This is a genomic window from Streptomyces sp. MP131-18 (genome assembly GCF_001984575.1).
In the GTDB taxonomy this organism is placed as follows: Bacteria; Actinomycetota; Actinomycetes; order Streptomycetales; family Streptomycetaceae; genus Streptomyces; species Streptomyces johnsoniae.
In genome coordinates, this window is record NZ_LZNS01000001.1 from 4509780 (window position 1) to 4522013 (window position 12234).

Here is a 12234-nt window from a genome sequence, read left to right on the forward strand (position 1 = left end):
CGGCCCAAGACTGGCACACCTGTGCGGACATGGCCGCGCCCCGCCCTTATCGTCCGGGAATGGGCGGGGCGTTGACGGGGCGTCGGGGCCGGCCGCCGCGGTGCCCGTCAGAGGTCGTCGTTGCTCGGTGGCTCGTCGCCCTGCCCGCCGTCGGCCTCCTCCTGCTCCTCCTGCCCCTCCTGCTGCTCCTCGCCGCCCTCGTCGTCCGCCGCGCCCTCGGTGGCGTCTACCGCGGCGACCGCCTCGCGGGCCGCGGTCTCGGCGGCCTCGCGCACGCTGTCGGCGCCGGGCATGTCGTCGCCCTCGAAGCCGGCGCCGGAGTAGTCCACGGTGACGACGACGTTGCCGGTGCGGGCGACGACCCGGTGCTGCCGGTAGTCCTGCTCGCCGTCCTCCGCCTCCTTCGTCACCGAGTAGCCCATGGTGACGGCCGCGTCGCCGGTCTCGGCGAGCTCGGCCGACTCCACGTCCCGGTTGGCGTCGTCGCCCGAGACCTCCTCGGCCATCTGCTGGAGGTACTCCCCGGCGCGCTCGTCGCCGCTGCCGATGGAGAGGTCGGAGTCGAAACGGCGCAGCGCCACGGTCAGCGAACGGAACTGGTAGTCGTCCAGGCCGCTCCACAGGCAGGCGCCCGAGGCGGAGGTGTCGCTGGAGCTGAGCGTCTCGCCGGCCGCGGGGTCGGCCTCGGGGACCGTCTGCCCGACCGTCTCCTCGCCGACCGTCGAGCAGGGCTCGGGCAGGGTGGCGAACCGGACCGGGTCGGGGGTCGGCGAGGCGGACGGGGCCGGTTCGTCGTCCGTGGTGTCGTCGCCCGAGTCGGATGAGCAGCCGGCGACGAGCAGTACGGGCAGGGCCGACCACGCGAGTGCGCGCACGGCGAATCGCGAGGTGGGCCGCGAGGCTTTACGGTCCATGTTTTCTTCGCTCCAGTTACCGGTTACGTTGCCAGGCCACGGTACGCCCGGCCGCGGGTGCGGCCGGGGCAGGCGCGCGCTCAGCCGTCGAGGCCCTCCGCGAGGTGTTGTGCCACGGTCTGCGTTCGCTGCTGTAGCTGAGTGCTGTCCAGCGGGAGATCGGTCAGGGGGGTCGACACGGTGTAGGTGACGGTGACGATCACGTTCGCATTGCGGAACGCCAGGGTGATCTCCCGGCGTTCGCCCGGGTCGGTGCCGGTCTGCCGGTCGTCGATGAACGCGGCCTGGCCGATGCCGTCGAGGGTCCTGGGGGCGCCGGTGTCCTCGGCCGGGGGCGTGGCGGCGGGGAGACCGGCGTCGGCGGCGCGTTCCTCGAAGTCGAGTGCGGCCTGGTCGTCGTCGCTGACGTCCGGGTCGTAGGAGATGACGCGCTGGAAATCCACGGCCAGCCGCTGGGTGCCGGAGTCGGCGGTGTTGTTCCACTCGCACCCGACGCGGCGACCGGTGTCGTAGGTCACCATCGGCTCGCCCGCGTACACCTCGGCCTCGGCCCCGGGCAGCAGGTCGCGCAGCGTGTCACCGTTGACCGCGCCGCACGGCTCGGGCAGGCCCGAGTACCTGCCGGGCTGGGCGGAGCCCTGCGAGCCCCCGGGGGTGCCGGAGTCCGCCGTGTCGTCGGCATCGCCGTCGGCGGTACAGGCGGCGAACCCGCATACGGCGGCCAGGGCGAGCCCGGCCCACCTCACGGCCATCGTGCGCTGCACGCGTCGCCTCCCAGGTTTCCTCGGCATCACTCGCGGCACAGGACCATGTCTACCGCAGAGATCAGCCGCCCGTCCGCCCAAGGACAGCGGTACGGGGGGCTATGCCGGGAATCTTCCCGGAGCGTCAGGGCCAGACCAGGCAGTACGGCTGGTGGCCGGCCTCGTGGAGGCGGCGGGAGAAGTCCTGCCACTCGTTGAGCAGCTTGTAGACGCCGAACGCGTCGCTCGGGCCGCTGCGGTCGGGGACCGTCGACCAGATGAACGCGGCGGCGCCGACGGTCTCGTCGCCGATGCCGCGCAGGGGGTCCACCACGGTTGTGGGCAATTTCACCACGGCGTAGTCGGGGTGCAGCACGACCAGCTCCAGCGGGGGCACGCGGTGCAGCGGTATGCCCTCGATACCGGTGAGCACCATCGCCGCCATCGTCTCCGGCTTGATGCGCGTGAACATGCCCTGCCCCAGCTCGTCCCCGCCCAGCTCCTCCGGCCGCATCGACAGCGGCACGCGGGCCGCGGTGGCCCCGTCCGGGGCGCCGAAGTACTTGTAGGTCACGGCCATTCGGCCGCCTCGGCCACGGAACTCGAAATCGCCGTTCTCCGCCTTCCGGCGGTGCCGTCCGCGTCGGGACCGTGCGCGCGGCGTGGGCTCAGGACCGACGCCCCCGGTTCCCTCGCCGACGTCGCCTCCGCGCTGCATGTCACCACCTGACTGTTCGCGACCCCCGCCGCGCAACCCGATCATCGTTTCAGACACCTCCCCCGCCAGACGGCTGCGAAACGCCCTGACACCGAGCTGTAAGGGGCTGAATGTCACCATGGACCGCGTGACTCAATCCTATGAAGCCACAGTCTCCCAGACGCTCTTCGCCCGCGCCGCCCGCGTCACCCCCGGTGGCGTGAACTCTCCGGTCCGCGCCTACGGCGCCGTGGGCGGTACGCCCCGGTTCATGGTCTCCGGTTCCGGTCCGTACCTCACCGATGCGGATGGCCGGGAATATGTGGATCTGGTGTGCTCGTGGGGGCCGATGATCCTGGGCCACGCCCATCCCGCCGTCACCGAGGCGGCGCTCGCCGCCGTCGCGCGCGGCACCTCCTTCGGCACGCCCACGCCGGGCGAGGTCGAGCTGGCCGAGGAGATCGTCGCCCGCGTGACGCCGGTGGACCGGGTGCGCCTGGTCTCCTCCGGCACCGAGGCCACCATGTCCGCGATCCGGCTGGCCCGCGGATTCACGGGCCGCGCCAAGGTGATCAAGTTCGCGGGCTGCTACCACGGGCACGTCGACGCGCTGCTCGCCGCCGCAGGCTCCGGCGTCGCCACGTTCGGCCTGCCCGACACGCCCGGCGTCACCGGCGCCCAGGCCGGCGAGACGGTCGTGCTGCCCTACAACGACCTGCCGGCCGTGCGCGCCGCCTTCGCGGCGCACCCGGGCGAGATCGCCTGCGTGATCACCGAGGCGGTGCCGGGCAACATGGGGGTCGTGCCGCCGCGCGAGGGCTTCAACCAGGGGCTTGCCGACCTGTGCCGCGAGCACGGCGCGCTGCTGATCTCCGACGAGGTGATGACGGGCTTCCGCGTCGGCCGGCAGGGCTGGTACGGCATCGAGGGCGTCGTGCCCGACCTGATCACCTTCGGCAAGGTGATGGGCGGCGGCTTCCCCGCCGCGGCCTTCGGCGGGCGCGCCGAGGTGATGGCGCAGCTGGCCCCGGCCGGGCCCGTCTACCAGGCGGGGACGCTCTCGGGGAACCCGGTGGCCGTCGCGGCCGGCCTCGCGCAGCTGCGGCTGCTCGACGACGCGGCGTACGCGCGGCTGGACGCGGTCTCCGCCGAACTGCGCGCGCTGGTCGGGCAGGCGCTGGCCGGGGCGGGCGTCGCGCACACGGTGTCGGCCGCGGGCAACATGTTCTCCGTGTTCTTCCGGGAGGGCGCCGTCACGGACTTCGCCTCCGCGAAGGCGCAGGAGACGCACCGCTTCACGGCCTTCTTCCACGCGATGCTCGCGGGCGGCGTGCACCTGCCGCCGTCCGCGTTCGAGGCGTGGTTCGTCTCCACCGCGCACGACGCGCGGGCCATGGAACGCATCGCCGCCGCGCTGCCGGCCGCGGCCAGGGCGGCGGCCGAGGCCGGCGCGTCATGAGCGGCGACGCGATAACGGACACGGGCGGGAACGGGAACATGAGCAGCAGCAGCAGCGAACGGACCGTCGTCCACGTGATGCGCCACGGCGAGGTGGCCAACCCGGAGGGGGTCCTCTACGGCCGGCTGCCCGGCTACCACCTCTCCGATCTCGGGCGGCGGATGGCCGACCGGGTCGCCGAGCACCTGGCCGGGCGTGACATCCGCCACGTGGTGGCCTCGCCGCTGGAGCGGGCCCAGGAGACGGCGGAGCCGGTCGCCAAGGCCCACGGCCTTGAGGTGGCGACCGATGCGCGGCTGATCGAGGCCGGGAACGCGTTCCAGGGCAAGGAGTTCGGCGTCGGCGACGGCGCCCTGCGCCGCCCGGCGAACTGGCCGCTGCTGCGCAACCCGTTCCGCCCGTCCTGGGGCGAGCCGTACGCCGAGCAGGCGGTGCGGATGCGCGAGGCGCTGGCCGGGGCGCGGGACGCGGCCCGCGGGCACGAGGCGGTCGCGGTCAGCCACCAGTTGCCGATCTGGACGCTGCGCGGCTCGGTGGAGCGCCGCCGCCTGTGGCACGACCCGCGCAAGCGGCAGTGCACGCTCGCCTCGCTGACCAGCTTCACCTTCGTGGCCGACGACCTCGTGGCCATCACCTACACGGAACCCGCACTCGACCTGGTGCCCGTGCACCTGCGGGCCGGTGCGCGGCCCGTGAAGGGCGCCCGCGGATACGGTGCCTGACCAGCGCGCCAATCCGGACAAGGGGGGCGGAGAAGATCGTCCGTGGGCGCATGGGAAACTTTTCACATGATCCAGTTCCGGGCTGTCAAGGTGGCCCTGGCCGGGGCGGTGACCGGGGTGCTGACGCTCACGGCCTGCACCGGTGACGGGGCCGGGCCCTCGGGCGGCGACACCAACATCGTCCAGGGCACGGGCGAGATCACGCACGTGCCCCCCGAGGAGCGGCAGAACGTTCCCGACCTGAGCGGCGAGACCGTCGACGGGGACCGGCTGGCCCTGTCCGACTACCGGGGCCAGGTCGTCGTGCTGAACGTCTGGGGCTCGTGGTGCGCGCCGTGCATCGCGGAGGCCGACGACCTGGTGCGGGTGGCCGAGGCCACGGCGGACCAGGGCGTGCAGTTCGTCGGGATCAACGCCCGCGACCCCTCCAGGGCCAACGCCGTGGCCTTCGAGGACAACCACGGAGTGCCCTACCCCAGCCTCTACGACCCGGACGGCCGGCTGCTGCTCGAGTTCCCCCGCGGCAGCCTCAACCCGCAGACCATCCCCTCCACGCTCATCATCGACACGGAGGGCCGCATCGCCGCCAGGGCCCTGACCGCGCTCAGCGAGGAGGCGCTCACCGAGGCGCTCACCCCGGTGCTGGCGGAGGGGTGACCCGGGTGTGAACGGCAACGAGACGATCCTGAGCGGAGCGCTGCTCCTCGCGCTGCCCGTGGCCCTCTTCGGCGGCCTCGTGTCGTTCTTCTCCCCGTGCGTGCTGCCGCTGGTGCCCGGATACCTCAGCTATGTCACCGGCGTGGGCGGCGCCGACCTCAAGGAGGCGCGGCGCGGCCGGATGTTCGCCGGGGCGCTGCTGTTCGTGCTCGGCTTCTCCGCCGTCTTCATCTCCATGGGCGCCCTCTTCGGGAACGTCGGCAACGAGCTGCTGGAGCACCAGAAGGGCCTCACCCAGATCGCCGGGGTGCTCACGATCGTCCTCGGCATCGTGTTCACGGGTCTGGTGCCGCGGCTGGCGCGGCGGGAGTTCCGCTTCCACGTCAAACCGGCGATCGGGCTCGCCGGGGCGCCGATGCTCGGGCTCGTCTTCGGCATCGGCTGGACGCCGTGCATCGGGCCGACGCTGGCCGCCGTGCAGACCCTGGCGTTCACGGAGGCCACCGCGGGCCGCGGCGCGCTGCTCTCGCTGGCCTACTGCCTCGGCCTCGGGCTGCCGTTCATCGTGGCCGCGCTCGCCTTCCGGCGGACCCTCGGTACGTTCGGCTGGTTCAAGCGGCACTATGTGTGGGTGATGCGCCTGGGCGGCGGGATGCTGATCGCCACCGGGCTGCTGCTCGTCACCGGAATCTGGGGGGATCTCGTCTACGAGATGCAGGTGTGGTCCGCCAACTTCCAAGTTTGGATCTGACAGCGATGAGCGACGACGACGAGAACGACGGCCGCCGGTCCTGGCCGGCCACCGCCGCCGCCACCGCCGGGCAGGCGACCGACGAGGCCGACGCGGCGGCCGGGCTGTCGACCGCGCCCGTCGAGGGCGCCGACGAGCCGGCCGCCGGCGGTGGCTCGTTCGGTGGCGCCCGTGAGCCGGGGACCCGCGGCGCGGCAGCCTGGTTCGGCCGCGAACTCACCGGCTGGGCGCGGTGGTTCTGGCGGCAGCTGACGTCGATGCGCGTCGCGCTGATCCTGCTGTTCCTGCTGGCCCTCGCCTCGATCCCCGGCTCGCTGATCCCGCAGGACGACGTCGACTCGCTGCTCGCCGACGACTTCCGCGCGAACAACCCCGGCCTCTCCGACGTCTACGAGCGGCTCCAGCTGTTCGACGTCTACTCGTCGGTGTGGTTCTCCGCCATCTACCTGCTGCTGTTCATCTCGCTGATCGGCTGCATCGTCCCGCGCACCTGGCAGTTCGTCGGGCAGTTGCGCGGCAGGCCGCCGCGCGCCCCGCGGCGGCTGACCCGCATGCCCGCCTACACGACGTGGCGCACCGACACCGCGCCGGAGGACGTCGTCGGGGCCGCGGGGAAGCTGCTGAAGCGCAAGCGGTTCCGCACCGACCGCGGGGAGGACGCCGCGGGCGCCGTCCACGTGGCCGCGGAGAAGGGCTACCTGCGCGAGGCGGGGAACCTGGCCTTCCACCTGGCGCTGATCGTCATGCTGGTCGCGTTCGCCGTCGGGCGGCTCTACTACTCGGAGGGCGGCAAGCTGGTCGTGCAGGACCAGGGCTTCTCCAACGTCCTGCCGCAGTACGACGACTACGAGTCCGGCACCCTCTTCGACGTGAACGACCTGGAGCCCTTCGGCTTCCGCCTGGACGCCTTCCACGCCGACTTCTCCCGCGAGCGCGTCGACCTGGGCACGCCCACCGAGTTCCGCGCCGACATCACCTACTGGGACGCGGAAGGCAACGAGACGCCCGCCGAGGTCGAGGTCAACGACCCGCTGCACGTCGGCGACTCCCGGGTGCGGCTGCTCGGCCACGGCTACGCCCCGGTGGTCACCGTCACCGACGCCGAGGGGAACGTGGCGTTCAGCGGCGCGGTGCCGTTCATCCCGCAGGACAACGGGCTGACCTCCACCGGCGTGATCAAGGTCAGCGACTACGTGGGCCCGGACGGCGAGCGCGACCAGCTCGGCTTCCAGGGCTTCTTCAACCCCACCTACGCCATCGACGAGGTGCGCGGCCCGCACTCCACGTTCCCCGAGCCCGACCTGCCGGTGCTCACCCTCAACGCGTTCCACGGCGACCTGGGCATCAACTCCGGGCTGCCGCAGAACGTGTATCAGCTCGACACCACCAACATGGAGCAGCTGGAGGACGGCACCGGCGACCTGTTCCGCTTCGACCTGCTGCCCGGAGAGTCCATCGACCTGCCCGAGGGGCGGGGCACGCTCACTTTCGAGCGCTTCGACCAGTGGGCCAGCTTCCAGATCACCACCAAGGCCGGCAACGAGTGGGCGCTCGGCGGCGCGCTGGCCGCCGTCGCGGGGCTCGCCGCGTCGCTGCTGCTCCAGCGCCGCCGGCTGTGGGTGCGCGCCAGGACGGACGCGGACGGCCGCACGGTCGTCGAGATGGCCTCGCTCGGGCGCACCGAATCCGCCAAGATCCCCGCCGAGCTGGCCGCCCTGGCCGCGGCGCTGACGCACGGCGCCCCCGTCCTGCCGGACGGCGGCCCCGACAGCGATCCCGGGACAGGACCCGGCGGCGGCCCGGACGCCGCGGGGGACGGGGACGGGAGCGGGGACGACAGACGCGCGGGCAGCCCACCGGACGACTCCGCCGACCGCCCCGATGAACCCGCCGAGTCCGCAGCCGCGGAAGGAGCACGCTCATGATTCTCGCCGCCGCAGACGAGGGCCTCGCCGATTTCAGCAATCTGCTGGTCTACTCGTCGATGGCCGTCTACGTCTTGGCGTTCCTCGCCTTCATCACCGAGTGGATCTTCGGCAGTCGCAGCAAGGTGGCCCGCACGGCCGCCGCGCTGACCGCGGAGCGGGACACCGCGGAGGCCGCGGTCCCGGCCCAGCGGCCGGTGGTCACCGTCCGCAAGGCGGGCGCCACCGGCGTGCTCGACCCGCCGAAGGTCGTCACCCGTTCCGCCACGCCGGCCCGGGACGCGGTGCCGGACGGCCCGGGGGCCGCCGGCGGCGACGAGCAGGGCGACATGTACGGCCGGATCGCCATCTCCCTGACGGTCCTCGCGTTCCTGATGCACCTCACCGCGGTGGTCGTCCGCGCCATCTCGGTGGAACGCGGGCCCTGGGGCAACATGTACGAGTTCTCCACCGCGTTCTCGATGGTGGTCGTCGGCGTGTTCCTCGCGCTGCTCGCCGCGCGGCGCAACGTCCGCTGGCTCGGCCTGCCGCTGGTCACCACCGTCCTGCTCGACCTCGGGCTCGCGACCACCGTGCTGTACACGGAGAGCGCGCAGCTGGTGCCCGCGCTGGACTCCGTGTGGATGTGGATTCACGTTCCGCTCGCGATCCTGTGCGGCGGCCTCTTCTACGTGGGCGCGGTCGGCAGCGTGCTGTTCCTGGTGCGCGACCGGTACGAGGCGAAGATCGCCGCGGGCGGCACCCCCCGGCCGCTGACCACCTCGGTGATGGAACGGCTGCCCTCGTCCGTTTCGCTGGACAAGTTCGCCTACCGCATCAACGCGGCGGTCTTCCCGGTGTGGACGTTCACGATCATCGCGGGCGCGATCTGGGCGGAGAGCGCGTGGGGCCGCTACTGGGGCTGGGACCCCAAGGAAGTCTGGTCGTTCATCACCTGGGTCGCGTACGCCGCCTACCTGCACGCCAGGGCCACCGCGGGCTGGAAGGGCCGCAAGGCCGCCTACCTGGCGATCGCCGGCTTCGTCGCGTTCCTGATCAACTACTACGGCGTGAACATCTTCTTCGACAGCCTGCATTCCTACGGCGGTGTCTGAGCGCCCCGCACGGCAGCACGGTCAGGAAGCTCAGGAACACGGGAAGCTCAGGAAGCGGAAGGCCCCCGCCGGTGGCGGGGGCCTTCTCGCGGTCGGGAGGGGGTGGTCAGCCCGGTCAGCCCTTGTCAGCCCTTGCCGCCGGGCGGATTGTCCTCGTCGCCCTCGCCCTTCCGCAGATCCTCCTCGCGGCGGCGGAGGTCCTCTTCCCAGCTCTCCAGCAGCTCCCTCTCCTGCGCGGTCTCGGGACGCGGCGGCGCGGGCTCGTCGTTCAGCGAACGCAGGAACTCGGGGTTGTCGTCGGGGGCGACCCATCCGCCGCCGCCGCGGCGGCCCACGCCGCCCCGGCCGGGCACACCGCGCTTGCGCCCCACGAAGATCCAGGCGAGCGGCCCGATGACCCAGGCCAGCACGATGAGCAGGATCCACACCAGCTTCGGCAGATGCTTGACGTCCTCATCCTTGGAGCTGATGCAGTCCACCAGGGCGTAGATGGCCAGCGCTAGCGGTACCAGAAACAGCAGCACCCTCAGCATGGTAGTCCCCCTGGACGAAGTGAGCCGGGCCGGAAGGTGAGGCCCCCTGACTAAAGCCAGGGTAATGCGTCCGCAATACTGAGCGGCATGGCATACGACGACCTCCGTGCCCTGCTGAAGGCCCTGGAGCGGGACGGCGACCTCAAACGGGTCAAGGCCGAGGTCGATCCGCACCTGGAAGTGGGGGAAATCACCGACCGCGTCAACAAGGCGGGCGGTCCCGCGCTTCTCTTCGAGAACGTCAGGGGCTCGGACCTGCCGCTGGCCATGAACGTCTACGGCACCGACCGCCGCCTGCTGAAGGCACTGGGTCTGACCTCCTACGACGACATCGCGGAAAAGATCGGCGGCCTGCTGAAACCGGAGCTGCCGCAGGGCTTCGTGGGTTTCCGCGAAGCCTTCGGAAAACTCGGCTCGGTGTCGCACGTGCCGCCGAAGAAGGTGAAGAACGCGCCGGTGCAGGAGATCGTCGTCAAGGGCGAGGACGTGGACCTCGACCGGCTGCCCGCCCTGTTCACGTGGCCACAGGACGGCGGCTCGTTCTTCAACCTCGGGCTGACGCACACCAAGGACCCGGAGTCCGGGGTGCGCAACCTGGGCCTGTACCGGCTCCAGCGGCACGACCGGCGCACCATCGGCATGCACTGGCAGATCCACAAGGACAGCCGCAACCACTACCAGGTCGCCGCGCGGCGCGGCGAGAAGCTGCCGGTCGCCATCGCCTTCGGCTGCCCGCCCGCCGTGACCTACGCCTCGTCCGCGCCGCTGCCGGGCGATATCGACGAGTACCTGTTCGCGGGCTTCGTGCAGGGCAAGCGCGTCGAGCTGGTGGACTGCGTGACCGTGCCGCTCCAGGTCCCGGCGCACGCCGAGGTCGTGCTGGAGGGCTGGCTGGAGCCGGGCCGGATGCTGCCGGAGGGCCCGTTCGGCGATCACACCGGCTTCTACACGCCGCAGGAGCCGTTCCCCGCGCTGACGATCGACTGCGTCACGATGCGCAAGCGGCCGGTCTTCCAGTCGATCGTCGTCGGCCGTCCGCCTACCGAGGACGGGCCGCTCGGCCGCGCCACGGAACGGTTTTTCCTGCCGCTCCTCAAGATCATCATTCCGGACGTGGTGGACTACCACCTGCCGGAGGCCGGCGGTTTCCACAACTGCGCGATCCTGTCGATCGACAAGAAGTACCCCAAGCACGCGCAGAAGGTGATGTCGGCGGTCTGGGGCGCCCACATGATGTCGCTGACGAAGCTGGTCATCATCGTGGACTCCGACTGCGACGTCCACGACCTCCAGGAGGTCGCCTGGCGGGCCCTGGGGAACGTGGACTACGCCCGTGACGTCGCGCTGACCGAGGGCCCGGTCGACCACCTCGACCACGCCTCGTACCAGCAGTTCTGGGGCGGCAAGGCGGGGATCGACGCGACCGCCAAATGGCCAGAGGAGGGCTACACGCGCGACGGCGGCTGGCCGCAGGAGATCGTCTCCGATCCGGACATCGCCGAACGCGTCACCCGCCGCTGGAAGGAATACGGGCTGTGACGGCCGAGGCGTCGCCCGTCACCGGCAGCCCCGGCCCGGAAACGGGGCGCGTGCGGGCGTTCCTGCGCCTGGTGATGATCGAGCACTCCGTCTTCGCGCTGCCGTTCGCCTACATCGCCTCGCTCACCGCGATGTGGCTCGACGACGGGGACGGCGGGGACGACGGGACCGTGCGGTGGCTCACGCTGCTCCTGGTGACCATCGCCATGGTGGGCCTGCGCACGTTCGCGATGGCGGCCAACCGGATCATCGACCGCGAGATCGACGCGCGCAACCCGCGCACCGCGGGCCGTGAGCTGGTCACCGGCGCCGTGTCCGTGCGGACGGCGTGGACGGGCGCGCTGATCGCGCTCGCCGTGTTCCTCGGCGCGGCCGCGCTGCTCAACCCGCTGTGCCTGGCCCTGGCGCCGCTCGCGGTCGTGCCGATGGTGGTCTACCCGTACGGCAAGCGCTTCACGGACTTCCCGCACGCGATCCTCGGCCTCGCCCAGGGCATGGGCCCCATCGGCGGCTGGCTCGCGGTGACCGGCGCCTGGTCCTGGGAGGCCGCGCTGCTCGGCCTCGCGGTGGGCCTGTGGATCGGCGGCTTCGACCTCATCTACGCCTGCCAGGACGTGGCAGCCGACCGCGCGCACGGGGTCCGTTCCGTCCCGGCGCGCTTCGGCATCGCGGGCGCGCTGTACGGCGCGCGCGCCTGCCACGTCGTCACGCTCGGCCTGCTGGTCTGGTACGCGCTGGCGACGGACGGCGGGCCGCTGCTGTGGGCGGGGCTCGCGGTGGTCGCCGCGGCGTTCGCCTACGAGCACGCAATTGTCAGGCCGGGCGATCTCAGCCGCGTGAACCGGGCGTTTTTCACCGTCAACGGCTTCGTCTCGATCAGCCTGTTCGCGTTCGCGCTGCTGGACCTGGCCGTGCGCGGCCTGTCGCTCTGACCCCCTGTCGCCCGTCAGGGTTCGGCGAAGTGGTCGAACTCGTCGTCCCGCACGCCGAGTACGAATGCGTCCCACTTCGCCCGCGTCGTGGTGACGATCCGGTCGGGCTCGTCCGTCTGCCTGATGTGGATGAGGTCCCCGTCGCCCGCGGCCACCTCTAAGCAGTGCTCGTCGCTGCCGTCCTCGACCTCGGCCCTGATCCACTCCAGCCGGTCGGCGTTGATCTGCGACATGCCCGCCGTCCTCCCGTCCCCTGGGTCCGCGACCC

The 12234-nt window shown here is 71.9% G+C and carries 13 protein-coding genes; 8 read left to right on the plus strand and 5 right to left on the minus strand.

All coding sequences use genetic code 11. The annotated features are described in order from the left end of the window. Nucleotides 1–107 precede the first annotated feature (107 nt). The 3 genes from STBA_RS20430 to STBA_RS20440 all read right to left on the minus strand — a co-directional run bounded on the left by STBA_RS20430 (nucleotide 108) and on the right by STBA_RS20440 (nucleotide 2375). Nucleotides 108–914, minus strand: coding sequence for a hypothetical protein (locus tag STBA_RS20430; RefSeq protein WP_077060637.1), 807 nt, complete (start codon nucleotides 912–914; stop codon nucleotides 108–110). Between the two features lie 80 nt (nucleotides 915–994). After that, complete coding sequence (locus tag STBA_RS20435; protein ID WP_143659542.1) at nucleotides 995–1678, minus strand: hypothetical protein; 684 nt, start codon at nucleotides 1676–1678, stop codon at nucleotides 995–997. A 124-nt stretch (nucleotides 1679–1802) separates the two neighbouring features. Next, on the minus strand, nucleotides 1803–2375 hold the full coding sequence (locus STBA_RS20440) for a hypothetical protein (RefSeq protein WP_077060639.1): 573 nt from the start codon (nucleotides 2373–2375) through the stop codon (nucleotides 1803–1805). Nucleotides 2376–2493: 118 nt separating this feature from the next. Here STBA_RS20440 and hemL point away from each other — a divergent pair, with 118 nt between their 5' ends. From hemL to ccsB, 6 genes are all read left to right on the plus strand, one after another. After that, nucleotides 2494–3813 carry a glutamate-1-semialdehyde 2,1-aminomutase gene (hemL, locus tag STBA_RS20445; RefSeq protein WP_077060640.1) on the plus strand — a complete coding sequence of 440 codons (1320 nt, stop codon included), beginning with the start codon at nucleotides 2494–2496 and terminating at the stop codon, nucleotides 3811–3813. A 38-nt stretch (nucleotides 3814–3851) separates the two neighbouring features. Further along, nucleotides 3852–4535 (plus strand): histidine phosphatase family protein, encoded by a 684-nt coding sequence (locus STBA_RS20450; protein ID WP_107485086.1) that lies wholly within the window; start codon nucleotides 3852–3854, stop codon nucleotides 4533–4535. 66 nt (nucleotides 4536–4601) lie between these two features. Then, the gene (locus STBA_RS20455; RefSeq protein ID WP_077060642.1) at nucleotides 4602–5192 is read left to right on the plus strand and encodes a TlpA disulfide reductase family protein; all 591 of its coding nucleotides are present in this window, start codon (nucleotides 4602–4604) and stop codon (nucleotides 5190–5192) included. Between the two features lie 7 nt (nucleotides 5193–5199). After that, nucleotides 5200–5943 (plus strand): cytochrome c biogenesis protein CcdA, encoded by a 744-nt coding sequence (locus tag STBA_RS20460; protein WP_077060643.1) that lies wholly within the window; start codon nucleotides 5200–5202, stop codon nucleotides 5941–5943. Between the two features lie 5 nt (nucleotides 5944–5948). Continuing rightward, nucleotides 5949–7868 (plus strand): cytochrome c biogenesis protein ResB, encoded by a 1920-nt coding sequence (locus tag STBA_RS20465; protein ID WP_079252053.1) that lies wholly within the window; start codon nucleotides 5949–5951, stop codon nucleotides 7866–7868. Beyond that, the gene (gene ccsB, locus STBA_RS20470) at nucleotides 7865–8962 is read left to right on the plus strand and encodes a c-type cytochrome biogenesis protein CcsB (RefSeq protein WP_077060644.1); all 1098 of its coding nucleotides are present in this window, start codon (nucleotides 7865–7867) and stop codon (nucleotides 8960–8962) included. The genes STBA_RS20465 and ccsB overlap by 4 nt, the downstream gene beginning before the upstream one ends. A gap of 125 nt (nucleotides 8963–9087) precedes the next feature. On the opposite strand, the gene STBA_RS20475 is transcribed toward ccsB, so the two are convergent. Then, the gene (locus tag STBA_RS20475) at nucleotides 9088–9495 is read right to left on the minus strand and encodes a PLD nuclease N-terminal domain-containing protein (protein WP_077060645.1); all 408 of its coding nucleotides are present in this window, start codon (nucleotides 9493–9495) and stop codon (nucleotides 9088–9090) included. A gap of 87 nt (nucleotides 9496–9582) precedes the next feature. On the opposite strand from STBA_RS20475, the gene STBA_RS20480 reads away from it, so the two are divergent. Both STBA_RS20480 and mqnP read left to right on the plus strand, forming a co-directional pair. Beyond that, nucleotides 9583–11034: a menaquinone biosynthesis decarboxylase gene (locus STBA_RS20480; protein WP_077060646.1), complete on the plus strand. Its 1452-nt coding sequence runs from the start codon at nucleotides 9583–9585 to the stop codon at nucleotides 11032–11034. Continuing rightward, nucleotides 11031–11966 carry a menaquinone biosynthesis prenyltransferase MqnP gene (gene mqnP, locus STBA_RS20485; RefSeq protein ID WP_077060647.1) on the plus strand — a complete coding sequence of 312 codons (936 nt, stop codon included), beginning with the start codon at nucleotides 11031–11033 and terminating at the stop codon, nucleotides 11964–11966. The genes STBA_RS20480 and mqnP overlap by 4 nt, the downstream gene beginning before the upstream one ends. A gap of 14 nt (nucleotides 11967–11980) precedes the next feature. On the opposite strand, the gene STBA_RS20490 is transcribed toward mqnP, so the two are convergent. Continuing rightward, nucleotides 11981–12199 (minus strand): DUF397 domain-containing protein, encoded by a 219-nt coding sequence (locus STBA_RS20490; RefSeq protein ID WP_077060648.1) that lies wholly within the window; start codon nucleotides 12197–12199, stop codon nucleotides 11981–11983. Nucleotides 12200–12234 lie beyond the last annotated feature (35 nt).

Coding starts and splice junctions, on each gene's coding strand:
- STBA_RS20430 (WP_077060637.1), bottom strand. CDS start 914: ATGGACCGTAAAGCCTCGCGGCCCACCTCGCGATTCGCCGTGCGCGCA.
- STBA_RS20440 (WP_077060639.1), bottom strand. CDS start 2,375: ATGCAGCGCGGAGGCGACGTCGGCGAGGGAACCGGGGGCGTCGGTCCT.
- hemL (WP_077060640.1), top strand. CDS start 2,494: ATGGACCGCGTGACTCAATCCTATGAAGCCACAGTCTCCCAGACGCTC.
- STBA_RS20450 (WP_107485086.1), top strand. CDS start 3,852: ATGAGCAGCAGCAGCAGCGAACGGACCGTCGTCCACGTGATGCGCCAC.
- STBA_RS20455 (WP_077060642.1), top strand. CDS start 4,602: ATGATCCAGTTCCGGGCTGTCAAGGTGGCCCTGGCCGGGGCGGTGACC.
- STBA_RS20465 (WP_079252053.1), top strand. CDS start 5,949: ATGAGCGACGACGACGAGAACGACGGCCGCCGGTCCTGGCCGGCCACC.
- ccsB (WP_077060644.1), top strand. CDS start 7,865: ATGATTCTCGCCGCCGCAGACGAGGGCCTCGCCGATTTCAGCAATCTG.
- STBA_RS20475 (WP_077060645.1), bottom strand. CDS start 9,495: ATGCTGAGGGTGCTGCTGTTTCTGGTACCGCTAGCGCTGGCCATCTAC.
- STBA_RS20480 (WP_077060646.1), top strand. CDS start 9,583: ATGGCATACGACGACCTCCGTGCCCTGCTGAAGGCCCTGGAGCGGGAC.
- STBA_RS20490 (WP_077060648.1), bottom strand. CDS start 12,199: ATGTCGCAGATCAACGCCGACCGGCTGGAGTGGATCAGGGCCGAGGTC.